The following is a 26,379-nucleotide window of genomic DNA, read 5'->3' as shown; positions in this document are numbered from 1 at the left end:
ACAGTTATTCTTAATTATAGCATATGAATTTCATTTTAATAATTATTCTTTAATAAATATTAAAGAAATGTATATATTATATAATTATTTAATAAATAAAAATTTTTAATTTATCAAGTATAATTAGTGTAAAATATAATATATTATTAATAAATAATTAAAATATTTTAATATGCACATAAATATACTTACTTATAATTCATATTAGGATTTAGGATTTATGGCTATTTCAGAACATAATTTAATTTGGATTGATATGGAAATGACTGGGTTAGATCCAGAAAAAGACCGTATTATTGAAATTGCTACTGTAGTAACTGACACAAATTTGAATATTCTAGCAAAAGGACCAGTAATAGCAATATATCAAAATGATGAACAAATTCAAAAAATGAATAATTGGAATTTACAAATTCATACATATAATGGCTTATTGAATAGAGTAAAAAAAAGTAAAATTAAAGAAAGAGATGCTGAAAAATTAACATTAGAATTTTTAAAACAATGGGTTCCAGAAAAAAAATCACCTATGTGTGGTAATAGTATAGGACAAGATCGTCGTTTCCTCTTTAAATATATGACTACATTAGAATATTATTTTCATTATCGTTGTATCGATGTCAGTACATTGAAAGAATTAGCTATTCGTTGGAAACCAGAAATTGTACATAACATAAAAAAAACTTGTTCACATATTGCATTAAATGATATACTGGATTCTGTAGCAGAATTAGCTTATTATAGAAAATATTTATTAACTCTATAAAAATAAAAGTAATAACCTAAAGTTACAAAATATTTTTATCTGTTATAGATAGTGATTTGACAAAAATTTTTGCGGGAATAGCTCAGTAGGTAGAGCACGACCTTGCCAAGGTCGGGGTCGCGAGTTCGAATCTCGTTTCCCGCTCCATATCTAAAAAATAATATTAATGTTATTTTCAATATTACAATTTCATACCTTTTCTTGTTCTTTATTGTTAATTCATAATTATGATATACATAAATTGTTACTTTAGTTATATGTATAATTAATGAAACATTCCTTAAAATATAAATTTTATCTCAATATAGTATTATTAAAATAATCAAATTATATATTAATAATATTTGGAGATTTAAGCATTGACTAAAAAAAAAATTATAAAAAATCAAACAAACTATCTGCCACATTCCATTTGGCCTGTACATTTATTAAATAAATTAGAACGTGATGGTGTAAATTATCTCGGTATTACCTTATATGAACTTATGTTAAGAGCTGGAAATGAAATTTATAAACATATTTCTTTCAATTGGCCTGATGCAAAACATTGGTTATTTTTATGCGGTAAAGGTAATAATGGTGGTGATGGATATATAGCAGCACGCATAGCCAAAATATCCGGAAAAAAAGTAACTTTAGTTTCAGTAAATGAGCAAATATCTTCTAAAGAAACTCAATTTGCCTATAATGCTTGGTTATCAATAGATGGGAAAATTGTTGGTCCAAATCAAATTTGGCCTGATAAAGTGGATATAATTATTGATGCTCTTTTGGGTACTGGTATTAACCGTATTCCAAATAAAATTTATTCCATACTGATTGAAAAAGCTAATAAACATTATGCTCCTATTTTATCTGTTGATATCCCTTCTGGCTTATTTGCATCTAATGGTAATGTACCAGGAATGGCTATTTTTGCTTCACATACTTTAAGTTTCATTGCTCTGAAACCTGGACAAATTACCGGAAGAGCTAGAGATTATATTGGAAAACTGTACTATGTTGATTTAGGATTGAAATCTTTTTTATTACAAAAAAAACCCCCTATATTGCGTTATGATTCTAGTTTTTTGTCATATTGGTTCAAACCACGTAAACCAACTTCACATAAAGGTGATAATGGTAGATTATTAATAATTGGTGGTGATATGGGTATGGTAGGTGCAATTTTTATGACATCAGAAGCTGCACTTAGAACAGGTAGTGGATTAGTAAAATTATTAACTTATCAAGCTAATATTCTTCCTATAATTACTGCTCGTCCTGAGATTATGATTGATGATATTACAAAAGATTCTGTATTAAAAAAATCTCTATCTTGGGCAGACGTAATTGTTATTGGACCAGGTTTAGGAAACAAAGATTTAGCAATAGATATCTTAAGAAAAATATCTATTAGTAACAAACCTATGCTTTGGGATGCCGATGCACTAGGCTTTTTAGCTACTATTAATAATAAAAAAAACAATCGAATAATAACACCTCATCCAGGTGAAGCAAGTGTGTTATTAAATTCAAATATTAATGAAATTGAAAACGATCGTTTATATGCTGCAAAAAATTTAGTAAATAAATATGGAGGTGTCATAGTATTAAAAGGTGCAGGCACTATAATTGCCGATGAAAAAGGCAATATAGCAATTGCAGACGTTGGTAATGCGGGTATGGGATCTGGTGGAATGGGTGATGTATTAAGTGGAATTATAGCTTCTTTAGCAGGTCAAGGATTCACTTTGTTTAATGCTGCTTGTACTGGTTGTGTAGTGCACGGTGCGGCAGCAGATGAATTAACAAATAATTTTGGCAAAAGAGGTTTATTAGCAACAGATTTATTTAAGATTCTTTGGAAATTTATTAATCCTGATATGAAAAATAAACGTAATAAAATGAAAACACTATATAAGCAAAAAATTAATTAAAAATTGTATATTTTTTATTAACTAAATAGTATTTATTGATACATCGAGTAATAATAATTTAAAGTAAATAGGTTTATATCAAATTACTGTAGATTATAAATAAATGTCTATAATGTGGGTTAATAAATTCAAATATAATTCTTGTTTTATATATAATATAATTAATATTTAATTTTTTATAAATATATAATGTACTAAAATATAATTTATGTAATTATTTAATTTATATAGTTTTAATTTCAAAGGATAATAAATATTGTCGATTAAACTCTTGCCTCTTTATTTAATAAATCAAATTTCAGCCGGAGAAGTAATTGATCGTCCTGCTTCAGTTGTTAAAGAACTTATAGAAAATAGCATTGATGCAGGTGCTAATAACATAAATATTCATGTTAAACAAGGTGGAATGAAATTAATTCAAATTCAAGATAATGGATGTGGAATTATTAAAGATGAACTATTTTTAGCTCTGAAAAAACATGCCACTAGCAAAATAAAATCTAAAGAAGATTTAGAATCACTAGCAAGTTTAGGTTTTCGAGGAGAAGCTCTAACAAGTATTAGTTCTATTTCACGATTAACATTAATTTCAAAAACTACAGAACAAAATCAAGCTTGGCAAATTTATACAGAAGGAAATAAAATAAATAGTAAACCAATACCTACAACACATCCAGTTGGTACTACAGTTAAAGTGTTTGATCTGTTTTATAATACCCCTGTTCGTCGTAAATGTATGAAAAATGAGAAAACTGAATTTAACCACATATATAGTCTCTTAAATCAAATATTATTATCTCGTTTTGATATTACTTTATCATTAAGTAATGATGAAAATTTGATATATTATCAACCATTGGCAGTCACTGAAACTGAAATTAAAAGAAGACTGAAATTTATTTGTGGTTCTAATTTTATCCAGCAGAGTTTATGTATTAAATATCAAAATGATAATTTATTTATTTATGGTTGGATTGCAGATACAAATATTTGTAAAATAGACATTAAAATACAATATTCATATGTTAATAAAAGAATAGTAAAAAATAAATTAATTAATAATGCTGTTAGGAAAGCATTTCATTCTGTGTTTCAAAATAGCGAACAGCCAGCTTATATAATTTATTTAGAAATTGATCCTTGCCAAATTGATATTAATATTCATCCTTCAAAGAAAGAAATTCGTTTTCATGAACCAAAATTGATATATGATTTTATCATTAAGAGTATTAATAATATATTAGATTATAATAATATCAAAAAAACCTCTAAAGAGCTGTGCTACAAAGAAAATAAAATTAAATTAGAAACAGATTATGTTAAATCACAAAGTAATAATTGTTTTTCTTTGCCAGATTGGTTTTATAAAAATGATATATCTAATTTAACAACCCATGATATGACAGAATTTTATAATAATCATATTTCTTCTTATAGATCACCAATTATTTACTCAAAATATTTTGGAAAATTATTAGCTGTAATACACAATGCATATGCATTATTAAAAAAAGATCAAAAATTAATGTTAATGTCAATAAACACTTCTCTACGTTATCTAAAGCAATCGCAATTAAACCATAGTAGAATTTATTTCAAAACTCGTCCTTTGTTATTTCCATTAAAAATCAAGATTGACGAAATATACTATAACATTTTAAAAAATAACAATAAATTAATAAAACAGACAGGAATTTATTTCCAAATAGAAAAAAATCATTTAACTTTATATTCCATACCTTCAACTTTTCATGAATATAATTTAACAGCTTTAATATATGCAATATTAGATTACTTAAATCAGCAGAAGAAAAATTCTTTAAAGCAACTAATTAATTGGTTAGAACATTATTATGAAGATAATAAGTTTATATCCTGGAACGTTTTAAAAGTAAATATTTTATTAGCAGAAATTGAATATTTTTGTCCTAATTTATTTATTACCCCTCCATCAAATTTGATACAATATATCGATATTAATAATATAATAAAATGTTTAAACAATGACCAAATTAAAAACACCTAAAGCTATTTTATTGTTAGGACCTACAGCTTCAGGAAAAACAAGATTAGCTATTAAATTACACAAAATGTTACCAATAGATATAATCAGTGTAGATTCAGCTTTGATATATCGGCAAATGAATATAGGAACAGGAAAACCATCTCAAGAAGAATTATTATTAACACCTCATCATTTATTAGATATAAAAGATCCAGCTGAACGTTATTCTGCCTCAGAATTTAGACAAGATGCATTAAAAATAATGAATAAGATAGTAAAAAATGGTCGAATTCCTTGTCTGGTTGGTGGAACTATGTTTTACTTCAAAGCATTAATTGAAGGACTATCAAATTTGCCATCTGCTGATTTTAATATTCGGTATAAAATAGATCAAATAGCATACGAAAAAGGCAAACATTTTTTACATGATGAACTATGTAAAATTGATCCAGAATCTGCAAATATTATTCATCCTAATGATTTACAAAGAATTCAGCGTGCTTTAGAAATTTATTATATTTCTGGGAAAACTTTTACAGAAATAAAAAAAATATCTAGAAAACCTTTACAATATGATTTATACCAATTTGGCATTATGCCTTATAATCGAGAGTTACTACATAAACGTATTGAATTACGTTTTAAAAATATGTTAGCAGTAGGATTTGAAGATGAATCTAGAGCTTTATTCGAAAGAGGTGATTTACATATAAATATGCCTTCTGTAAGGTGTGTTGGTTATCGTCAAATGTGGTCTTATATAAATGGTGATATTAAATATGAAGATATGGTTTATGAAGCAGTTTATGCTACCAAACAGTTAGCTAAACGTCAAATTACTTGGATGCGTAAATGGAATAATCTTTATTATTTAGATAGTGATGACATTCAATTATCTGCAAATAAAATATTAAAAACATTTAATAATAAGCTTAATTAAGTTGATATTTACTTTTCAGGTAAGTACATCAATAATTATTTATGTAGTTAAATATTATTAAATATAACTATTATAAAGCTATTGCTTATAGTAATATATTTATTTCTAATAATATATAGAAATTATAAATAAAAAAATAATTCATAATATTTTATGATTTAAATGTTTTAAATTAGATTAAAGTGATTAGCTATGATGAAAATTATTTAATAAAATAAATATAATTATAGTGGAGTGGAGGAAATGTATTCGAATCACAGCGGAAATAATAAGGAAAATCAAAATCCAAGGGATAGTCATGAAAATAGCAATAATAATATTAAGAAAAAACAATATAATTTAGGATATATAATTAAAAAATTAATTAAAAAATTCATAAAATATGACAATAAACCAAATAATAAAAGAAAATCCAATTTTTTTTCTAATAAGTTCATTATTACAATTTCAGTAAGTTTGTTATCTATTTGGATATTAAGTGGTTTTTACACTATTCAAGAATCAGAATATGGTGTATTAACCCGTTTTGGTAAATTCAATTATTTAGCTGAACCAGGATTAAATTGGAAGTTTAATTTCATAGATGAAGTAAAAATTATCAATACCAAAACAGTACGTGAATTAAGCAGCTCAGGTGTTATGTTAACTGCTGATGAGAATTTAGTATATGCTGAAATTACTTTACGTTATACAGTAGTTAACCCAAAGTATTATTTGTATTCAGTAATAAATGCTGAAGATAGCTTGTTGCAAGCAACTAAAAGTTCATTACGCACTATTATAGGTAGAACAAAAATAGAAGATATTTTAACAAAAAGAAATGATGTTATTTGTGATAATACGAAACATCAAATTGATGCAGTGATAGGTCCTTACAGAATGGGTGTTAATATCATAGGAGTGGATATTCAAAAATTACAGCCTCCTGAAGAATTACAATCAGTATTTAATGATGTAATGCAAGCAAAAAAGAATAAAGAAAAATCTATACTTAAAGCAAAAAATTATTTTGATAGAATGCAAATTATTGCTAAAAATCAATCTAATGATATTCTTGAAGAAGCTCATGTATATCAAAAACATAGAATATTAAATGCAGAAGGAGAAGCAAAAAGATTTGCAAAGATACTACCTCAATACAAATCTTATCCGAAAATAACAAGAGAATTTTTATATATTGAAGCTATACAAAACATTCTGAATAATTCTAGAAAAATATTAGTAGATACTGATAAAAATAGTATTATGCTAATACCTACTGATTCATCATACAAAAAAAATTCAATGCTGATAGAACAAACAAAACCTATTAAAAATAAACTAAAAATAGATTCCAATAATAATATCAACGATCAAAATAAAATTTTAAATACAAAAAATAATAATATCATGGATCAACGTAAAGCAAACACTATAAGAAGCGATATTAAGCGTGAAAAGAGAGAATAATTCATGCAGAAACAAATAACTTTAATATTAATAACTTTAATAATGTTTCAATTATCTTTTACTATAATACATGAAGGAAACAATGCTATTTTAATACGTTTCAATAGAATTTTAACAGATAAAAAAAATAATAATCCTATATTATTAGAACCAGGTTTACACTTTAAAATTCCGTTTATTGATTTTATCCAAGTTTTAGATAATCGTATTCGTACATTAAACATACAATCAAATCATTTTCTTTCTAAGGAAAACAAAGAAATTTTTATTGATTATTATATTAAGTGGCGTATTAGTAATTTTAAAAATTATTATATATCTACAGAAGGTAACTATTCAAAAATAGAAACTATGTTAGATCAAATATCTAATGAAATTTTACATATAAAAATAGCAAAATTACATATAAAAGATATTATAAACGATTTAAATGTTAATTTATCAAAAGATATTTATAAATCATTAAATAATTTAAATAAAAATAAAATTCAAACATCAATTTTTTATAATCAAAATAAAAACAATAAATTAATGTCAAATACTAATATTATGGAAATATTAGGCATTAAAATTATTGATATACAAATTAATAACATCAATTTTGCAAATAATGAACTTACTTGCTTACTAAATAAAATTCGTTATGAGCGCTCATCCTTAGCACAAAATGAGATTTGGAAAGGTAAGGAAGAAGCAAAGAAAATACAAAAACAAGCTAAATATCAAGCAAGTCTTATTATAGATGAAGCAAAAAAACAAGCATCAATTATTTATGGAGATACAGAATTTCAAGTAGCAAAAATATTTAATGATACATTTAAAAATGACATAGAATTTTATGTATTCATAAAGAGTTTAAATGCTTATAAAAATATTTTTGATAAAAACAAAGATTTAATAATATTCAATCTAGATAGTGAATTTTTTAAATATATGAAAAAACCTTTCGTTAATATGAATTAAAATTATTTCTACTTAAATAACTGATAATTTTAATCAAAATATTAATATATTATATGAATTTGATTCAATTAATATACGAAAATTAATTTTGTAGATTGATTGTTTATTATAAATATATTAAAAATAAAAATTTTATTTTAATTAAGAGGTAATTTTGATCAATGGCTAAAAATGTAGTAATAATAGGCACCCAATGGGGTGATGAAGGGAAAGGAAAGGTAGTTGATTTACTTACTGAAAGAGTAAATTATGTAGTAAGATATCAAGGTGGACATAACGCTGGACATACACTTATAAATAATGGTAAAAAAACTGTTCTTCACTTAATTCCTTCTGGTATTCTAAGAAACAATGTAACTAGTATTATTGGAAATGGTGTAGTACTTTCTCTTGATGCTTTAATAACAGAAATAAAATCACTAGAAGATCGTAATATTCCAGTACGTAAACGTTTATTATTATCTATATCTTGTCCTCTTATTCTGCAATATCATATACATATGGATTTAGCAAGAGAAAAGCATAAAGGAATTACAGCCATTGGTACTACTGGTAGAGGTATAGGACCTGCATATGAAGATAAAGTATCACGAAGAGGGTTACGTTTAGGAGATTTATTTGATCAAGTTAATTTTGCAAATAAATTAAAAGAACTAGTAGATTATTACAATTTTCAATTAATACACTACTTTAAATCAGATTCAGTAAACTATAATGAAATATTGAGTAAAACAATGTTTATTGCTGATTCTTTGAGCAACATGATAGTAGACGTACCAGAAATTTTACATAATGCTTATAAACAGGGTGATTTAGTTATATTTGAAGGTGCACAAGGTGCAATGTTAGATATAGATCATGGAACATATCCTTATGTTACTTCTTCTAATACTACAATAGGAGGAGTTTTTACAGGAGCAGGAATTGGTTATTCTCATATAGATTATATAATGGGTATTATGAAATCTTATTCTACCAGAGTAGGTGCAGGACCTTTTCCTACCGAATTATTTGATAAAACTGGGGATTTTTTATGCCAAAAAGGCAAAGAATTCGGTTCTACTACTGGTCGTCAGCGTCGTACCGGATGGTTAGATTTAGTATTATTACGCAGATCTATACAAATAAATTCAATTTCAGCACTGTGTCTAACAAAATTAGATATATTAGATCAATTAGATAAAATAAAAATTTGTATAGCTTATATAATGCCAGATGGTAGTAAATTATTTAATACACCATTAACCATTGAAAATTGGCAAAAAGCTAAACCAATATATGAAATATTACCTGGATGGAATGAAACAACATGTGGTATTAATACAATAGATAAATTGCCTAAAAAAGCTCGTGAATATGTAAATCGTATAGAGGAATTACTCGGGGTACCTATTCATATTATTTCAACTGGTCCTGATAGAAATGATACCATAATAATAGAAAACCCTTTTAATTTAAAATAAATTAAAAAATAATATTTTATATTATTTAATTTTAATATATTATTAAAATTAAATATATTTAAAATAATTTATAAAAATTATTCCCTTGTTAACCATTGAATTGGCATATCATAAATAGTTAAGAGATATTGTATTTGTTTTGATCAATATTTTTATATAAAATTTATATTTTATAATTTAGCAATAAATATAAAATAAATAAAATATCATTAACCTACAATAATTTGAATATATAACATATTATTTAAATACTTAATACTATGATTTTAATTCAATGGAATTAAAATTCTAGTAATTAAAACATTATGTTATTTTAAATAAAGTATTTATATGTTTTAATCAATTAAAATATCATTAATTTGTAATTAATCCTTGATGATATTGAATATCAAGTAATTTTGTAGGAAATATTATGCCAAAATATTGTTCTCAAGATATATCAACTAAAACATACAAAAATTATATTCCTAGTTGTGAATTTATAATAAAATTTATTAAGAAACAAAAAAAACCAATAAGTTTTAAAGAATTAAGTAAAAAAATGTGTCTACAAGATCTAAATACAATAGAGGGATTACGTCGTCGCCTTCGATCAATGAAACATGATGGTCAATTGTTATTTACAAAAAATAAATATTATATCTTAACAAAAAATTTTTTAATACAAGGCAAAGTAATTGGTCATCGTGATGGATATGGTTTTTTACGTGTGGAAGGTCAAAAAGATGATTTTTATTTGTCAACTGAACAAATGAAACTTTGTATGCATGGAGATTTTGTAGTTGCACAAATAATTAATACTGACCGTAAAGGCCGTAAAGAAGCACGTGTTATTAAAATTAAGAAATCACGAAATAAAAAAATTATTGGTCGTTATTATATAAATAAGTTAAATGGTAGTTTTGTTATACCAGAAGATAGCAGGTTAAACTTTGATATAATAATACCATTAAATTTAAATTTAAAAGCTGGTGAAAATTCTATAGTATTAGTACGCTTATTAAAGCGACCAACTATTAATGATAAAGCTATTGGTACAATAGTTGAAATACTAGGTGAAAATATGAGTACTAATATTGCTATTAACATGGCAATAAGAAGCCATGAAATTCCTTATAAATGGTCATCAGAAGCGAAATTACAAATTAATAATTTAGCATGTCATGTATCAGAAAAGGATATAATAGGTCGAATTGATTTACGAAAATTACCTTTAATTACTATCGATGATGAAGGTGCACAAGATTTTGATGATGCAGTTTATTGTGAAGAAACATATGATGGTTGGCGTTTATGGGTAGCAATTGCTGATGTTAGCTATTATGTTCGTCCTGGCACTCCTTTAGATAAAGAAGCATGTTTGCGTGGTACTTCAATATATTTTCCATCACAAGTAATACCAATGCTACCTGAAATTCTTTCTAATGAGTTATGTTCTCTTAATCCAAAAGTTGATTGTTTGTGTATGGTATGTGAAATGAATATATCTTCTGCAGGTAAATTAATTGATTTTAAACATTACGAAGCAGTAATGAATTCACATGCCCGTTTAACTTATGATGAGGCTTGGAATATCTTAAAAAAGCAAGATAATTTATATAATAGATCTTCTATGATTAAAAATGTTCTTGAAAAACTTTACAAACTATATAAAATTTTAGAAAGAGCTCGTCAGGATAGAGGTGGAATTTCTTTTGAAACTTCAGAAATAAAATTTATATTTAATTCTGAAAATAACATTGATCAAATCAAACGAATTTTTCGTAATGAAGTACATAAAATTATAGAAGAATGTATGATTTTAGCTAATTTTGCTTCTGCTAGTTTTGTTGAAAAAAGTAAGGAACCTACTTTGTTTCGCGATCATGATGGTCCTAGTGATGATAGTATTAAAAACTTTAATGTTGTATTAAATGAATTAGGTATTATATTCTCTAGAGGCAGAAAAATTAAACCAATTGATTACTCGTTATTATTAATGAAAATTTCTACAAGACCAGATGCTGAAATGTTACAAATTATGATATTGCGTTCTATGAAACAAGCAACTTATGATCCTAAAAACAGAGGTCATTTTGGTTTGGCATTGAATTCATATACTCATTTTACTTCCCCTATTCGTCGTTATCCAGATCTTATATTACATAGAATTATTAAATATTTATTATATAAAGAAAAAAGAAAAACAAATGATTTATTTATCAATAATGGAGATTATCATTATAGTAATAAAGAAATGATAAAACTAGGTTATCAATGTTCAATAAATGAACGTCGTGCTGATGAAGCTGTTCGTGAAGTTGCTGATTGGTTAAAATGTTATTTCATGAAAAAAAAGATAGGTGAAATATTTGACGGTATTATTTTTAGTGTAACAAACTTTGGTTTATTTGTTCGTCTAAACGAATTTTTTATTGAAGGATTAATACATATTTCAACTCTAAAAAAGGATTACTATAAATTTGATGCAATATCTCAGCGTCTTATAGGTGAATCTAGCGGTGATATATACCGTTTAGGTGATGAAGTAAAAGTTTATATTTCCTCTGTAAATATGAAAGAAAGAAGAATAGATTTTATACTAATTTCTAGTAAAAAAATACTCAATAAAAAAATAACAATACAAAATAAAAACATAGAAAATACTAGTATATTAAACTAAAGGAAAAACAATTATACTAGATTAGTTTTTAAATACTATAAATTTTATATCAAATAAATATTATGAATAATATTGTTTTTGGAATACATACTGTGCAAGCTATACAAAATATTAACGCACAAAATTTACTGGAAGTTTTTATTCTCAAAGATACAGATAATCATCGTTTAAATGTATTATATTGCTTACTTAAACAAAAAGGTGTTAAAATTCATTTAGTCAACCGTAAATTCATTGAAAGTAAAGTAAACAAAGGTGATAACCATCAAGGTATAATAGCTGTAGTTAAATCTGTTAATCAACATTCTGAAAAATTTCTTGAGAATATTATCTACAATATAAAAAAGCCACTATTATTAGTTTTAGACTGTATTACCGATCCTCATAATCTAGGTGCTTGTATACGTACTGCTGATGCAGCTGGAGTGAATGCAATAATAGTACCCAAAAATCGTTCAGCTTCAATAAACGCAACTGTACAAAAAATATCTAGTGGTGCTACAACAAACTTACCATTAATAAAAGTTACTAATATAGCTAGAACTTTATGTTTATTAAAAAAACAAGATATTCTAATAGTAGGAACTTCAAATAAATCAACAATCAATTTATATCAAAAACAATTAACTCTTCCGCTAGCTTTAGTCATGGGTTCAGAAAGTACTGGAATACGTTATTTAACAAGTAAGTATTGTGATGAATTAATAAGTATTCCAATGTATGGAATAGTACCATCTTTGAATGTTTCAGTTGCAACTGGCATATGTCTATTTGAAATTATGCGACAAGAAAAATTTTTACAACATAATAATTGATTTAACAGTTAAAGTATTTAATTTGCTCATTTTCTGTATATTTATATAATAATCAAATCATTACTTATAATTTTACCTAATTTTATTAAAAATAATATTTTAGATTATTTATTAATAGAAAATTTTTATATTACATTTTTAACTATTATAGTTTTACTATTTAAAAAATTATTGATATAATTTTTTATTTATTTAATTAAAAAATACTTAATAAAAATATTTAATTTATTAGGAGTTATTTAGTACTAATTTACATGCTTTGTGTTTTAAATATAGTTCCTTGCTTCTCAATAGTAGTAGTGGAGAATTAATATTATAAAAGAAGCTATAACCCTTAAGGAGCAATTACAATGCGTCATTATGAAGTTGTGTTTATGATACATCCAGATCAAAGCGAAAAAGTCTTAAGTATAGTTGAACAATATACTAGTTATGTAAAAAAATCTAAAGGAAAAGTACACCGGTTAGAAGATTGGCGTCGTCGTCAATTAGCTTATCCAATTAATAATCTTCATAAAGCTCATTATTTTTTGCTTAATATTGAAATACCTCGAGAAGCAATTAAAGAGTTAGAAAATAATTTTAGATTAAACGATATGATAATACGTAGTATGATAACACGTGTAAAGAATGCAATAATTGAACCCTCATGTATAATTAAAATTAAAGACGAACGTCGAAATAATAAACGAGAAGATCTTATAGATAATGAAACTAATATTTCTGACATTGAAGATTCTGAAGAGTAAATAATTTGTTTATTATAAAATTTTTAATAATAATAATTAAACCACTACCTAAACCTAATATTCAGTCATAAAAAATTACAATAATACATCTAGAAGGATTAAATATATGACACGTTATTTTCGTCGTCGCAAATTTTGCCGTTTTACTGTGGAAGGGATCAATGAAATTGATTATAAAGATATTATAACACTTAAAAATTACATTACTGAAAATGGAAAGATAGTTCCAAGCCGTATTACTGGTACCTGTGCAAAGTACCAACGTCAATTATCAACAGCTATTAAGCGTGCACGTTATTTAGCTTTAATACCCTATACTGACCGGCATAAGTAATTTTCTTTTTATAATAAAAATATTTTACATTATTTGGTGGATTATATAGTGAAAATTATCATTCTTAATAAAATAAAAAAACTAGGTGATATTGGTGATATTGTTAATGTCAAATCTGGATATGCACGTAATTTTTTAGTTCCGACTGGAAAAGCCGTAATTGCCACTAAAAATAATATTAGTTTATTTGAAAAAAATCAAAAAAAATTACGAAACCAATTAACCGAAAATATAATTTTTGCAAAAGATAAAGCAGAAAAAATCAAAAAATTAGGCAAAATTACGATTACATCTAAATCAGGAGAAAAGGGTAAACTGTTTGGTTCTATTGGTACTCGTAATATTGTTGATGCAATTGCCTCTTATGGTATTGAAATAAATAAAAGTGAGGTAAGATTACCTAATGGTGTTTTACGTACAATTGGAGAACATGAAGTTTATATTAATATTCATAATGAAATATCTGCAAGATTGATCGTAAATATTATATCGTGTTAATAATATACTATAATTTTTATTAATAAATTCATTATTTTAAATATTTTTATATAATATAAAATTTTTATTTTACTTAAAATATACCATATAAAACATTATATGAATAAAAACAAAAAAAATATAATACAAAATACTTGTATGCTAGCTCGTTTAGCAGGCGAAGCTATAATGGAAATATATAATAATATTAATTATGAAATTAATCAAAAAAATGACAAATCTCCAGTAACAAATGCAGATATTTTATCACATGATATTCTTGTTAAAGGATTAAAAAATTTTACACCTGATATTCCCATACTATCAGAAGAAAACCCAATATCTTGGGAAATTCGTAAAAATTGGCAAAGCTATTGGTTGATAGATCCATTAGATGGAACAAAAGAATTTATTAAACGTAACAACGAATTTACTGTTAATATAGCATTAATTGAACAGGGAATACCTACTTTAGGAGTTGTTTATGCACCAGCCTTAGATGTTATGTACCATGCGATACATGGAGATAAAGCGTACAAGGTAGTAAATAATGAAACACAACAGATTCGTTCTTGTTATATCACTCCACCAACAGTAGCGATTAGTCGTTCGCATAACAATTGTTGTGTCAGTGAAATAAATGAATTTTTATTTAGATTAAGTAATTACAATATTATTAAAATAGGATCATCACTTAAATTTTGTTTGCTAGCTGAAGGAAAAATACAATTCTACCCTAGATTTAGTCCTACCAACATCTGGGATACAAGTGCAGGACATGTAATAGCCGTAGCTTCTGGAGCACATGTTAAAGATTGGAGTGGAAAAACATTAAACTATATACCCCGCCAATCATTAACTAATCCAAAGTTTTTAGCTTCTGTTTTTTATGATAAATAATTTAAAAAATCATTTAAAATAAAAAAATCGATAGCCAAATTCTTTAAAATATCAAATAACAATGAAATTATGTAAAATACAAATTAAAAATACTTAATCATTTAATTTTTTAGCACGTTCAATAGAAGACACAATTTCTTGCTTAGCTGCTTGAGCATCATCCCAGCAGATTATTTTTGTCCATTTTCCTTGTTCTAGATCTTTATAATGCGCAAAAAAATGTGCTATCTGATCACGTAATAACCTAGGAAGGTCATTAACATTATAAATGTTATCATATTCTTGTGATATTGTATTATGCGGAACGGCAATTACTTTGGAATCTTCACCGGAATCATCAATCATCTTTAAAATACCTACAGGACGACATCTAATTACAGATTTTGGTCTTATTGGATATGGAGTCGGGACTAATATATCAACTGGATCACCATCAAGAGATAAAGTGTTATTAATATAACCATAATTACATGGATAAAACATGGTTGTTAGTATAAAACGATCAACAAATAAAACTCCCAATTTTTTATTTATTTCGTATTTGATTGGATTATCATTTGCTGATATTTCAATAATTACATAAATATCTTCTGGTATTTGCAAACCTGATGGTACAAGATTAATGTTCATTATATACCTTTACTAAATCTAAATATATTAATATTATACTCATAATAACATAATTATTAAAAATATTTAACAAATATCATATCATCATAATTTATGATAAATTTTTATAAAATATCAATTAATTAATGTAATATTAAGGATAATATGTGTTATAATTATATCATAAAAGTCAACTAGACAGTCGCCGCTTTTTTGTCAAAAGTATAACAAGACAAATTAAGGGGAGGAAAGTCCGGGCTCTTAGGGTAGGGTGCCAGGTAACACCTGGGAAGTGAAAGCTTACGAACAGTGCAACAGAAAAAAACCGCTATCTATAAAGAATATTAGTTAGTAAGGGTGAAAAGGTACGGTAAGAGCGTACCGCTCAACTGGTAACAGTTGTTGGCAGTGTAAACTCCACCTAGAGTAAGGCCAAATAGGGGAATATCTTTAAAAAAAGAAAAGTACAACCCGTGCTAATAACCCCGGGTAGGCTGCTTGAATCAATAAGTAATTATTGATCTAGATGAATGACTGTCCATGACAGAACCCGGCTTATAGGTTGACTTTAAAAAAGTAAAAAACAAATATAGTTATTAAATAAACTTAATTAAGTTCACAAGGTATCTTATAACCTTTAAGCTATTTAAAAATCCTAAATATCCATATTTAATGCATTTTAATAGATAATTAAATCTACGAAATTTTCTAAAAAATAATGCTAAAATACCACTACTAATAAACAAGTATTTACTTACATTCATAATAATTAACCAATAATTATCATATTTTGTCATTCCCATAATCCAGTCATTTTTCAATGTTGATAAATTTATACGCTGGTTGTGTATTTCATTGCATATTAAACTTATTGATTCACTTTTTTTGTTTTTCATTCATTTTTATCCTCAAGTATGTTACAGTCAGTTTTTAATTCTTTACGAGTATATTGTAACAAAGTAGATTGACGGATTTTTTTAAAAGTATACAATCCAACCAAAAAAGATAATAAAAATAAGATAATACTTATAATAATCATAGTTAAAATTCGATATTTCGCGTTTACAGACCATACTATTATCATTAATAAACAAAGCATTCCTAAAAAAATAAACATAAACATTATTGTTATCATCAATAATATCTTTAAAATTTTAGATTTTTCTTCTTCTATTTCCAATGTTGCTAAACGTAATCTAGTTTCAATTATACTAATAACTTTAGCAATGATATTTTGAGTAATGTTTATGATATTTTTGCTGGGTTTCTGTTTATTTTTTGAAGTATCCATGATCATATCTTGAGTTAACATATAAATAACAGAAGACTATTTTTATTTTAATAGAATAAATGTGCAATCTCATATCAAATTATAATATCAGATTAATGATAGATATTTATATCTTATCGTAATACTTAATCATGTACATGTATTATTACTTTTTTAAATATATTAACAATATAATAACAAATTATAGACATTAACAATCAAAAATTCAAAATAAATTAATATGTATAATAATGCTACATAAAATTGATATTATATAAATTTATAGAATAACATATTATTTAATTTTATTTTTATTAGACTTATATTTTTTGTAAAACATTACAATTAAACTTATCATTCCAAATGATAACAAAATTAATGGTAATAACACCAATAAAAACATTAATTTGTCTTCATAATGAATAAAAATTTTTGTTTTACTTAATACAAATCCCATGGTAACAAGTATTATAACCCATAATAATCCACTAATCCAGCTGAAAAATTGAAAACGTATATTATTTAATCCTGACATTCCAGCAATTGTTGGCAGTAAAGTGCGTATAAAAGCTATAAATCTTCCTATTAATAATGCAGCAAGACCATGACGATAAAAAAGATTATGTGCTCTTTTATGATATTTATCAGGCAGTTGTGCTAGCCATTTTTGTACTACTATAGTATTTCCTAACCATTTTCCTTGTATATAACTTATCCAATAACCTAAACCAGCACTGATAGTAAGTATAATAACTATAAGTGGGAAACTAACTATTCCTTTTCCTACGAGAACTCCAACCAAAATCAGTAAACTATCTCCTGGTAAGAAAGCAGCTGGTAATAATCCATTTTCTAAAAATACAATGATGAATAAAATTCCATAAATTAACCACATTACTGTGGGATCTGATAAAGTATTATAATCTTTCTGCCATAAAGCATGTAATAAAGTTTGTAAAATATTCATTCATAATTCCCAAATTATTCATCAAATAATTTTCCATATAAAATGATTTTTCATATCCATAGGATTATTCTGTAATATAGTACATTATTGATAAAATAGCAGAAAGGTATATCAAAATAAAATTTTAAAGAACTAATATTTTTATTACTAAGTTTTTAAATAAAATATTTAGTAATAAATATTTTTATTATAGAAAAAAACTAATTGAATTACTAATATTTACAATGATTTTTAAAATATTATAAATTATATTTATCTATGATTTTTGATCACAAAAAATATTAATATAATTTATTACTGAATATTATTACCTTTAACTGCTTGTTGGTTTTTTAATGGCCCCTGCTGGATTCGAACCAGCGACCAAGCGATTATGAGTCGCCTGCTCTAACCACTGAGCTAAGAGGCCTTAGTCTAAATAGTCTATTAAATTCATAAAAGATATAAAGATATATAGTAGCTATGACGATCAAATTTTATTCTTATTTAGAATAAATTATGTTATCTTCTCAACAAGTAATGATAACATAAAAAGGAAAATATTACAGTTAATTTTCTAAAAATTTAATCATCTAAAAAACTTCGCAAAATTTCACATCTACTAGGATGACGTAATTTGCGCAGAGCTTTAGCTTCAATTTGTCTAATTCGCTCCCTAGTAACATCAAATTGTTTTCCAACTTCTTCTAATGTATGATCAGTATTCATATCTATACCAAAACGCATTCTTAATACTTTAGCCTCACGTGCAGTAAGACCTGCAAGTATATCATTAGTTGCTGATCTTAAATTTTCAGAAGTAGCAGATTCTAAAGGTAATTCTAAAGTAGTATCTTCAATAAAATCACCTAAATGTGAATCTTCATCATCTCCTATCGGAGTTTCCATAGAAATTGGCTCTTTAGCTATCTTTAAAACTTTTCTAATTTTATCTTCAGAGATAAACATACGTTCAGATAATTCTTCTGGTGTTGGTTCACGACCTATCTCCTGTAACATTTTACGTGAAATACGATTTAATTTATTGATAGTTTCTATCATGTGAACAGGAATTCTAATTGTGCGTGCTTGATCAGCAATAGATCTAGTAATTGCTTGTCTGATCCACCATGTAGCATAAGTGGAAAATTTATAACCTCTTCTATATTCAAATTTATCCACTGCTTTCATTAAACCTATATTACCTTCTTGAATTAAATCTAGAAATTGTAAACCTCGATTAGTATATTTTTTTGCAATTGAAATAACTAGACGAAGATTAGCTTCTATCATTTCTTTTTTAGCTCTTCTAGCTTTAGCTTCGCCAATAGACATACGCTTACTTATATTTTTTATTTGTTCTACAGTTAATCCAGTTTCTCCTTCTATTTCAATTAATTTTTGTATACAATTTAAAATATCATTTTCATATTTTAAAAATTTTTCAGACCATGGTTTATTCATCAATATAATATCTTTAATCCACATTTCATTTGTTTCATTACCAGAAAATAATCTAATAAAATTCTGCTTAGGCATTTTGCATAAATCAACACAAAATTTCATGATTATTCTTTCTTGAAAACGTATGCGTTCTATCATATTGCGCATATTATTTACTAGATGATCGAATTGTTTTGGTACTAAACGAAATTCTTTAAATATCTCTGATAGTTTTTTGATTTTATTAATAGCATCTATATGGTTACGGCTTTTAATTTTAATAGCAGTTTTAGTTATTTCATATTGTTCTCTAAGAGCTAAAAATTTTTCACGAGCTAATTCTGGATCTATATTTTCATCATGTTCGTCATCTTCATCACTATTATTGCAATCTTTTTCACATAATTCAGATTCAATATGATCAGGTATAGGCGTTAAATTTTCTTTTGCATTAGGATCAATAAAATTTATTATTAAATCAGATAATTTAGATTCTCCTAACTGAACTTTATCGTATTGATCTAATAAATAAGTAATTGCTTCTGGATATTCAGCTACTGAACACTGAACTTGATTAATTCCTTCTTCTATTCTTTTTGCGATATCAATTTCTCCCTCACGAGTAAGTAATCCTACTGTACCCATTTCACGCATGTACATGCGTACTGGGTCGTTAGTACGCCCAATTTCAGATTCAACACTTGATAATACTTGAGCAGCAACTTCTTCTAAAGTATCATCATAAGTACTAGAATTGCTTTCATTCAATATTAAATCGTCAGCATCTGGAGCTTTTTCTACCACCTGAATTCCCATATCATTTATTGTTTGAATAATATCTGCTATCTGATCAGAGTCAGTGATATCTTCTGGTAGATGATCATTAACTTCAGCATAGGTTAAATATCCTTGCTCCTTGCCTCGAGTAATAAGAAGTTTAAGCTGTGACTGTGAATTTTGTTCCATAAGACGGTATCTAAACTCCTGTGAATTAAATTGATATCTATTGGCTACGAGCTAATTTTTGCTCATAAATGAAGCAAGAGTACTGCCTCTAGCAGAACAATATTTTAAATAAGACATGGCTTAAACGTTAATAAATTGATTCTTAATCTTTTACCAGGTTAGTAAATTTATTAACATGAATTATTATTTTAAAAAATATAAATGCTTACTAAATAAGCTATTTTTTTGCGAATATCTTACTCAGAACCCAAAATTGGTTACGTTCTTCACTATTCAATTTTCTTATACGATCACGAGTAATTAAAAATTCAAGTTGTTGTTCACGTAAGTTATTACGGATTTTATTTAACGAATCTTGAAATACTGCTTTGATTTGTTCATCTACTATCATGTGGTTCCACAATGCTAATGTTTCAAGCTTAGTAATAAAATTTGTTCCTCGATATAACTCTAATAATTGTGCTGTATTTGATATGACATTTTTATTACATTGGTTTACTATTTCTATAAATATAGACAAACCAGATATTTTATATCCTGAAAAATCACTAAAAGATGGAACTAAAATTGCTAGTTTCGGATTTTGTATTAACAATGCTAATAAAATTCTCATAGTAGTAAATTTAAAAGATGGTAGTGCAGGAGTAGTTTTTTCGGTTTTTATTTTAGGTATTAATTGTTCAATACAGTGTTCATCAAGAATACCTAATTTAATTCCAAGTTGTTTACGCATGTAGATACGCAATGTTTTACCTGGAATTTGAGAAATTAATGGTAATGCTAATGCACTTAGTTTAGTTTTACTATCATATGAATGAAGATCCACTTTCATTAATAGTGTGTCGAATAGAAAATGAGAAAGTGGTATACTTTTTTTTATTCTATTTTCGAAATTAATTTTACCTTCCTTACGGATCAATGTATCTGGATCCTCATTTTCTGGTAAAAAAACGAAATTAATTTGATAACCATCATTCATGTAAGGTAATGCTATTTTTAATGTTTTCCAAGCAGTTTCACGTCCTATTTTATCTCCATCAAAACAAAAAATTATATTTGCTGTTAGGTAAAATAATTGTCTAATATGTTCAACAGTTATTGCAGTTCCTAATAAACCGACAGCGTAATTAATATTATATTGAGATAACATAATTACATCTATATATCCTTCAACTATTATTAAAGAATCCGGTTTTGGATTACACTGCAGTGCTTCATATAAACCATATAGTTGATTTCTTTTACGAAAAACATCTGTTTCAGGCGAATTTAGATACTTAGGTAGTCGATTATAGATTGAACGACCGCCGAAACCCACTACATGGCCTATTCTATTTCTAATTGGAAATATAATCCTTTCACGAAATCTATCATATAAATAGTCTTTTTCCTTATTAACTAACATACCAGCTTTAATTAATAATTCACGATCTTTATCATTTTTTCCAAATTTATTAAGAATATTTTTCCATCCTTTAGGGGCAAACCCAATCCCAAAACGATTTATAGTATTTATATTTAAACCTCTATGATTAAGATAATTTAGAGCATATTTTGCACTAACTTTATTAAGTTCTTTTCTATAAAAATTATAGATTTCATCAATTAGAACATATAATTTTTTTCTAAAAAATGTAATTTTTTTGTTTGAATACTGATGGTTTTCAAATATTACTTCAACATTATTTATATTAGCTAACTCTTCTATAGCTGTTATAAAATTAAGGTTTTCATATTTCATTAAAAAATCTATAGCATTACCATGAACACCACAACCAAAACAGTAATAAAATTGTTTTTCGCTATTAACTACAAAAGAAGGATTTGTTTCTTTATGAAAAGGACAATATGCATAGAAGTTATTTCCGTGTTTTTTTAAATTAATACGATTATTAATTAAATGGATAATATCTGTTTTATAAATTAGTTCAATGATGAATTTACGTGAAATTATTTCAGTCATAAGCCCAATTAAATATTAATATAAAATCATAAAAAGAAATGAGTAGTAAAAAATAATTAATTGCATTTCGATATTTAAACTATAAGTAAATTAAAGTATAGGTAATTTATTATAATAATATATTCAATATAAACGAACATGACGTGCGTTTTCACGTGCTATTTTTTTTGAATGACGTTTAATAGCTGATGCTTTAGCACGTTTACGTTCTGCTGTGGGTTTTTCGTAAAACTCACGACGACGAACTTCAGTTAATATTCCAGCCTTTTCACAAGATCGTTTAAAACGACGCAAAGCTACATCAAATGGTTCATTTTCACGAACATTAATTATTGGCATTACATTATTCCTTCATTTATATTATGGATAGTATCTTATTGCGCTGTTAATTTTAATATATTATAATTAAGTTCTTAACGTCCAAAATATTTTAGTATATTATAAATTGATTTGCAAAATATTAATTTTTTAATTAATAAAAATACAATAATTAATAATAATTATTTAGATATATCATATAAAGAATAATATTCTTTCATATTGAAGTTTACCGATAAAAATAAAAAGTATCTTTATGGAATAAAGGATTATATGCGCGTATTGGGGATTGAAACTTCTTGCGATGATACTGGCATTGCAATTTATGATAAAAAACTTGGAGTAGTAAGTAACAAGATATATAGTCAGGGAAAATTTCATGCTTGTTATGGGGGTATAGTCCCAGAATTGGCATCACGGAATCATATTCAAAAAGTTGCATCAATGATTTTGTCGGCTCTAAAACATGCTAATTTGAAATTAAACCAAATTAATGCTATAGCGTACACTGCAGGACCTGGGTTAGTTGGTTCTTTATTGGTTGGGGTATCAATTGGTCATGCTTTAGCATTTTCATGGAATATACCTGCTATACCAGTAAATCATATGGAAGGTCATATTATGGCTCCAATGTTAGAAAGTAATAATAAACCAAAATTTCCTTTTTTAGCATTATTAGTTTCAGGTGGTCATACACAATTAGTTAGTGTAATCGGAACTGGATTATATACAATATTAGGTGAATCAGTTGATGATGCTGCAGGTGAAGCTTTTGATAAAGTAGCTAGATTATTGGGTATTAGTTATCCAGGAGGAGCTATTTTGTCAAAAATAGCTAGAAACGGAAAATCAAAAAGGTTTATTTTCCCCAGACCTATGACTTGTAGTAATAATTTGAATTTTAGCTTTTCTGGATTAAAGACATTTGCTGCAAATACTATTAATGAAAATAATATTGATGATCAAACTCGTTCTGATATTGCATTAGCTTTTGAAGATGCAATTATAGAAACTTTATTAATCAAATGTAAAAATGCTTTAGAACAAACTGGATTTAAACGTTTAGTATTATCTGGAGGAGTTAGTGCTAATTTTATTTTACGTAAAAGAATGTCTGTAATGATTAAGAAATTTAATGCAGAATTATTTTGTGCTCGTCCAGAATTTTGTACAGATAATGGTGCTATGATTGCATATGTCGGTATGTTACGTATTAAAAGTGATATACGTAAGGATTTATCTATTAAGGTATATCCTCGTTGGTCATTAACAGAACTTTCAGATCCAAACTTATAATATACCATGAAAATCAAATATGTTTTTATTAAAATAATTTAATAAATAATCAGTTACTATAGTATTTACTCTAATATTTAGAATAATAATGATTTTTAGATAATGAATTCAACAAAAAATTGATATTTAAAATCACGATAATTAAGATTATGGATATTATATTTATAGAACAATTAGTTATATTTACTAAAATTGGTATTTATGACTGGGAAAGAAATATAAAACAAAAATTAATTTTAGATGTTGAAATAATGTGGGATAATAAATTGTTAGGAAAAAAAGAAGAAGGTTACGATAAATATTTAAATTACTCTGATGTATCTGAAACTATTTTAGTATATTTAGAAAAAAATCATTTTTTATTAATTGAAAAAGTTGCTGAAGAAATAGCAAATTTAATAATGAAACGTTTTAATTCACCTGGTGTATGTGTAAAAGTAAGCAAACCCAATGCAATAGCTCAAGCAAAACAAGTGGGAATTAAAATTAAACGCGGTATAATGACTTAATATAAAACTTTAATTAAAATAGATGAATAACAATTATAGTATCGTTATTTTAGGTAAATTAGGTTAAAAATACTAATAATATATTGTATGTATTTAAATTATCATTTAATAAGTTTTACCTAAACCATTTTTAATAGCTTCAATTCTTTGTTTAGTTAATTCTTCAAAGATTTTAATACCTGTAAATCCTTGTTGAATTATATTTTTAGTAGAAACAGTTTGAGCTAACTTAAAAGCTAAACGTAAATAATTGCTTTGATTATATGAATGACTTTTTCTGGTATGACCTCTCGCATTTGATTCGCTAACAATAGCTATTTGTTCTACTCGGAATGGTTTACGCCATGCATCAATGCGATTGAAAATGTCTACTATATATTCTGCAGTTTTAGTTTCAATATTATTTATCTGATCTTGTAGTTGAATTACTATAATAGCTAAATCACGAACGGAATTTGGTACAGACCAACGTTTACATAATGACTTAACTAATGGTAGTCCCAATTGACTATGATTTTGATGTTTAGGCAATTGATCTACTGGAGTTAATGATTTACCTATATCATGGAATAATGTAGCAAATCTAACATCTATAGAATCAGATAGAGCAGTAGATATTGCTAATGACATTAATGAATGTATGCCAGTATCTATTTTTTCATGCCACTTCAATAGAGAAGGAATTCCAAATAAATCATTTAATTCTGGGACTAATATATCTAGTGCACCACATTCTTTTAGAATATAAAAATATACTTGGGGATTTATTGATATAAGAGCTTTACTAGTTTCGCGCCATATACGTTCTGTTGTTAAATTAGATAATTCTCCACTTTTAACCATTTGATACATTAGTTTTTTTGTTTTTTTAGCTATTCGAAAATGCAAATGAGCGAATGTTGCTGCAAATCTTGCTACACGTAAAACGCGTAGAGGATCTTCATTAAATGCTGAAGATACATGACGTAATTTACGATTGATAATATCTTTTCGACCATTATAGGGATCAATTAATATACCTTGATCATCACATGCTATAGCATTTATGGTTAGATCTCTTCTTTTTAGATCTTGTTCTAATGTAACATTTGGAGCAGACCAGGTAGTAAATCCATTATAACCTTTTCCTGTTTTACGTTCAGTTCTAGCTAAAGAATATTCTTCTCCATTTTTTGGATTAATAAAAACAGGAAAATTATTACCTACTTGATTATAGCCATTTTCTAACATCATTGCAGGAGTAGCACCAACTACAACCCAATCTTTATCTTGAGTAGGTATATTAAGCAATGCATCACGTACTGCACCTCCAACAAGAAAGACCTTCATTAATTAATCTCCATAAATTAATAAAATAATCTAGAATAATTTTTATTTTCAGTAATTCTGATTTCAATATAACATGATGTTAAAAACAGATAAATTTACTTTTAAATTAACACTACTATTTATTAATTATTATATATTTACAGTTTTATTTTCATTTAACATTAAAAGTTAATTTTATAATTTATTGTATTTCATATTCATCAAATACAACATAATATAGAATTTTTATCTATACAGTGATTGTTTATCATTAATTAAAAAATAATAACAGATTAATACTTGATAAAA

Annotated in this window: 22 protein-coding genes, 2 tRNA genes, 1 other RNA gene and 1 pseudogene; 17 read left to right on the top strand and 9 right to left on the bottom strand. The window is 25.9% G+C overall.

Translation table 11 applies throughout. From position 1 onward, the window contains the following. Nucleotides 1-220 precede the first annotated feature (220 nt). The 14 genes from orn to cysQ all read left to right on the top strand — a co-directional run bounded on the left by orn (nucleotide 221) and on the right by cysQ (nucleotide 15,442). On the top strand, nucleotides 221-766 hold the full coding sequence (gene orn, locus FD726_RS02890; RefSeq protein ID WP_159990092.1) for an oligoribonuclease: 546 nt from the start codon (nucleotides 221-223) through the stop codon (nucleotides 764-766). 71 nt (nucleotides 767-837) lie between these two features. Next, a tRNA-Gly gene (locus tag FD726_RS02885) sits at nucleotides 838-913 on the top strand. A 212-nt stretch (nucleotides 914-1,125) separates the two neighbouring features. Then, nucleotides 1,126-2,685, top strand: a complete 1,560-nt coding sequence (gene nnr, locus FD726_RS02880; protein WP_159990091.1) for a bifunctional ADP-dependent NAD(P)H-hydrate dehydratase/NAD(P)H-hydrate epimerase — start codon at nucleotides 1,126-1,128, stop codon at nucleotides 2,683-2,685. A gap of 256 nt (nucleotides 2,686-2,941) precedes the next feature. Beyond that, the gene (mutL, locus tag FD726_RS02875) at nucleotides 2,942-4,711 is read left to right on the top strand and encodes a DNA mismatch repair endonuclease MutL (RefSeq protein WP_159990090.1); all 1,770 of its coding nucleotides are present in this window, start codon (nucleotides 2,942-2,944) and stop codon (nucleotides 4,709-4,711) included. Continuing rightward, nucleotides 4,689-5,630: a tRNA (adenosine(37)-N6)-dimethylallyltransferase MiaA gene (miaA, locus tag FD726_RS02870; RefSeq protein ID WP_159990089.1), complete on the top strand. Its 942-nt coding sequence runs from the start codon at nucleotides 4,689-4,691 to the stop codon at nucleotides 5,628-5,630. The genes mutL and miaA overlap by 23 nt, the downstream gene beginning before the upstream one ends. A gap of 243 nt (nucleotides 5,631-5,873) precedes the next feature. Next, on the top strand, nucleotides 5,874-7,079 hold the full coding sequence (gene hflK / locus FD726_RS02865; RefSeq protein ID WP_159990088.1) for an FtsH protease activity modulator HflK: 1,206 nt from the start codon (nucleotides 5,874-5,876) through the stop codon (nucleotides 7,077-7,079). Between the two features lie 3 nt (nucleotides 7,080-7,082). Next, entirely contained in the window at nucleotides 7,083-8,042 is a 960-nt protein-coding gene (hflC, locus tag FD726_RS02860) for a protease modulator HflC (RefSeq protein WP_159990087.1), read from the top strand. A 161-nt stretch (nucleotides 8,043-8,203) separates the two neighbouring features. Further along, nucleotides 8,204-9,505, top strand: a complete 1,302-nt coding sequence (locus FD726_RS02855) for an adenylosuccinate synthase (RefSeq protein WP_159990086.1) — start codon at nucleotides 8,204-8,206, stop codon at nucleotides 9,503-9,505. A 412-nt stretch (nucleotides 9,506-9,917) separates the two neighbouring features. Beyond that, nucleotides 9,918-12,167: a ribonuclease R gene (gene rnr / locus FD726_RS02850; RefSeq protein ID WP_159990085.1), complete on the top strand. Its 2,250-nt coding sequence runs from the start codon at nucleotides 9,918-9,920 to the stop codon at nucleotides 12,165-12,167. Nucleotides 12,168-12,229: 62 nt separating this feature from the next. Next, the gene (rlmB, locus tag FD726_RS02845; protein ID WP_159990084.1) at nucleotides 12,230-12,982 is read left to right on the top strand and encodes a 23S rRNA (guanosine(2251)-2'-O)-methyltransferase RlmB; all 753 of its coding nucleotides are present in this window, start codon (nucleotides 12,230-12,232) and stop codon (nucleotides 12,980-12,982) included. A gap of 350 nt (nucleotides 12,983-13,332) precedes the next feature. After that, nucleotides 13,333-13,731 carry a 30S ribosomal protein S6 gene (gene rpsF / locus FD726_RS02840; RefSeq protein ID WP_159990083.1) on the top strand — a complete coding sequence of 133 codons (399 nt, stop codon included), beginning with the start codon at nucleotides 13,333-13,335 and terminating at the stop codon, nucleotides 13,729-13,731. Nucleotides 13,732-13,837: 106 nt separating this feature from the next. After that, entirely contained in the window at nucleotides 13,838-14,065 is a 228-nt protein-coding gene (gene rpsR, locus FD726_RS02835) for a 30S ribosomal protein S18 (RefSeq protein WP_159990082.1), read from the top strand. 48 nt (nucleotides 14,066-14,113) lie between these two features. Then, nucleotides 14,114-14,563: a 50S ribosomal protein L9 gene (rplI, locus tag FD726_RS02830; protein WP_159990081.1), complete on the top strand. Its 450-nt coding sequence runs from the start codon at nucleotides 14,114-14,116 to the stop codon at nucleotides 14,561-14,563. Nucleotides 14,564-14,683: 120 nt separating this feature from the next. Beyond that, nucleotides 14,684-15,442 carry a 3'(2'),5'-bisphosphate nucleotidase CysQ gene (gene cysQ, locus FD726_RS02825; protein WP_159990101.1) on the top strand — a complete coding sequence of 253 codons (759 nt, stop codon included), beginning with the start codon at nucleotides 14,684-14,686 and terminating at the stop codon, nucleotides 15,440-15,442. Nucleotides 15,443-15,535: 93 nt separating this feature from the next. Here the strand turns inward: cysQ and ppa are convergent, their stop codons facing one another. Continuing rightward, entirely contained in the window at nucleotides 15,536-16,072 is a 537-nt protein-coding gene (ppa, locus tag FD726_RS02820) for an inorganic diphosphatase (protein ID WP_159990080.1), read from the bottom strand. Nucleotides 16,073-16,237: 165 nt separating this feature from the next. Here ppa and rnpB point away from each other — a divergent pair. Beyond that, nucleotides 16,238-16,625, top strand: an RNA gene (gene rnpB, locus FD726_RS02815) — RNase P RNA component class A. Between the two features lie 22 nt (nucleotides 16,626-16,647). Here the strand turns inward: rnpB and FD726_RS02810 are convergent. The 7 genes and pseudogenes from FD726_RS02810 to rpsU all read right to left on the bottom strand — a co-directional run bounded on the left by FD726_RS02810 (nucleotide 16,648) and on the right by rpsU (nucleotide 22,978). Then, nucleotides 16,648-16,947, bottom strand: coding sequence for a hypothetical protein (locus FD726_RS02810; RefSeq protein WP_159990079.1), 300 nt, complete (start codon nucleotides 16,945-16,947; stop codon nucleotides 16,648-16,650). After that, nucleotides 16,944-17,342 (bottom strand): phage holin family protein, encoded by a 399-nt coding sequence (locus tag FD726_RS02805; protein ID WP_159990078.1) that lies wholly within the window; start codon nucleotides 17,340-17,342, stop codon nucleotides 16,944-16,946. Before FD726_RS02805 ends, FD726_RS02810 begins: the two co-directional genes overlap by 4 nt. Nucleotides 17,343-17,616: 274 nt before the next feature. Then, nucleotides 17,617-18,288, bottom strand: coding sequence for a DedA family protein (locus FD726_RS02800; protein ID WP_159990077.1), 672 nt, complete (start codon nucleotides 18,286-18,288; stop codon nucleotides 17,617-17,619). Between the two features lie 336 nt (nucleotides 18,289-18,624). Beyond that, nucleotides 18,625-18,697: transfer RNA gene (locus FD726_RS02795), tRNA-Ile, on the bottom strand. Nucleotides 18,698-18,852: 155 nt separating this feature from the next. Next, nucleotides 18,853-20,688 (bottom strand): annotated as a pseudogene (gene rpoD / locus FD726_RS02790) (RNA polymerase sigma factor RpoD); the annotation flags it as partial. A 205-nt stretch (nucleotides 20,689-20,893) separates the two neighbouring features. After that, on the bottom strand, nucleotides 20,894-22,639 hold the full coding sequence (gene dnaG / locus FD726_RS02785) for a DNA primase (RefSeq protein ID WP_159990075.1): 1,746 nt from the start codon (nucleotides 22,637-22,639) through the stop codon (nucleotides 20,894-20,896). Between the two features lie 123 nt (nucleotides 22,640-22,762). Beyond that, complete coding sequence (rpsU, locus tag FD726_RS02780) at nucleotides 22,763-22,978, bottom strand: 30S ribosomal protein S21 (RefSeq protein WP_159990074.1); 216 nt, start codon at nucleotides 22,976-22,978, stop codon at nucleotides 22,763-22,765. Between the two features lie 252 nt (nucleotides 22,979-23,230). On the opposite strand from rpsU, the gene tsaD reads away from it, so the two are divergent. Both tsaD and folB read left to right on the top strand, forming a co-directional pair. Beyond that, nucleotides 23,231-24,253 (top strand): tRNA (adenosine(37)-N6)-threonylcarbamoyltransferase complex transferase subunit TsaD, encoded by a 1,023-nt coding sequence (gene tsaD, locus FD726_RS02775; protein ID WP_159990073.1) that lies wholly within the window; start codon nucleotides 23,231-23,233, stop codon nucleotides 24,251-24,253. 149 nt (nucleotides 24,254-24,402) lie between these two features. Beyond that, a complete protein-coding gene (gene folB / locus FD726_RS02770; RefSeq protein WP_159990072.1) occupies nucleotides 24,403-24,762 on the top strand; it encodes a dihydroneopterin aldolase in 360 nt (119 codons plus the stop codon). 105 nt (nucleotides 24,763-24,867) lie between these two features. Here folB and FD726_RS02765 read toward each other — a convergent pair whose 3' ends face one another. Continuing rightward, a complete protein-coding gene (locus FD726_RS02765; RefSeq protein WP_159990071.1) occupies nucleotides 24,868-26,091 on the bottom strand; it encodes a multifunctional CCA addition/repair protein in 1,224 nt (407 codons plus the stop codon). Nucleotides 26,092-26,379: the final 288 nt, after the last annotated feature.

The organism is Pantoea sp. SoEX (genome assembly GCF_009829945.1).
In the GTDB taxonomy this organism is placed as follows: Bacteria; Pseudomonadota; Gammaproteobacteria; order Enterobacterales; family Enterobacteriaceae; genus Pantoea_C.
This window is presented reverse-complemented; position numbering and strand designations above follow the sequence as displayed.

Coding starts and splice junctions, on each gene's coding strand:
- rnr (WP_159990085.1), top strand. CDS start 9,918: ATGCCAAAATATTGTTCTCAAGATATATCAACTAAAACATACAAAAAT.
- orn (WP_159990092.1), top strand. CDS start 221: ATGGCTATTTCAGAACATAATTTAATTTGGATTGATATGGAAATGACT.
- FD726_RS02855 (WP_159990086.1), top strand. CDS start 8,204: ATGGCTAAAAATGTAGTAATAATAGGCACCCAATGGGGTGATGAAGGG.
- tsaD (WP_159990073.1), top strand. CDS start 23,231: ATGCGCGTATTGGGGATTGAAACTTCTTGCGATGATACTGGCATTGCA.
- dnaG (WP_159990075.1), bottom strand. CDS start 22,639: ATGACTGAAATAATTTCACGTAAATTCATCATTGAACTAATTTATAAA.
- hflK (WP_159990088.1), top strand. CDS start 5,874: ATGTATTCGAATCACAGCGGAAATAATAAGGAAAATCAAAATCCAAGG.
- rpsR (WP_159990082.1), top strand. CDS start 13,838: ATGACACGTTATTTTCGTCGTCGCAAATTTTGCCGTTTTACTGTGGAA.
- FD726_RS02765 (WP_159990071.1), bottom strand. CDS start 26,091: ATGAAGGTCTTTCTTGTTGGAGGTGCAGTACGTGATGCATTGCTTAAT.
- rlmB (WP_159990084.1), top strand. CDS start 12,230: ATGAATAATATTGTTTTTGGAATACATACTGTGCAAGCTATACAAAAT.
- rpsF (WP_159990083.1), top strand. CDS start 13,333: ATGCGTCATTATGAAGTTGTGTTTATGATACATCCAGATCAAAGCGAA.
- FD726_RS02805 (WP_159990078.1), bottom strand. CDS start 17,342: ATGGATACTTCAAAAAATAAACAGAAACCCAGCAAAAATATCATAAAC.
- rpsU (WP_159990074.1), bottom strand. CDS start 22,978: ATGCCAATAATTAATGTTCGTGAAAATGAACCATTTGATGTAGCTTTG.
- hflC (WP_159990087.1), top strand. CDS start 7,083: ATGCAGAAACAAATAACTTTAATATTAATAACTTTAATAATGTTTCAA.
- folB (WP_159990072.1), top strand. CDS start 24,403: ATGGATATTATATTTATAGAACAATTAGTTATATTTACTAAAATTGGT.
- FD726_RS02800 (WP_159990077.1), bottom strand. CDS start 18,288: ATGAATATTTTACAAACTTTATTACATGCTTTATGGCAGAAAGATTAT.
- miaA (WP_159990089.1), top strand. CDS start 4,689: ATGACCAAATTAAAAACACCTAAAGCTATTTTATTGTTAGGACCTACA.
- ppa (WP_159990080.1), bottom strand. CDS start 16,072: ATGAACATTAATCTTGTACCATCAGGTTTGCAAATACCAGAAGATATT.
- FD726_RS02810 (WP_159990079.1), bottom strand. CDS start 16,947: ATGAAAAACAAAAAAAGTGAATCAATAAGTTTAATATGCAATGAAATA.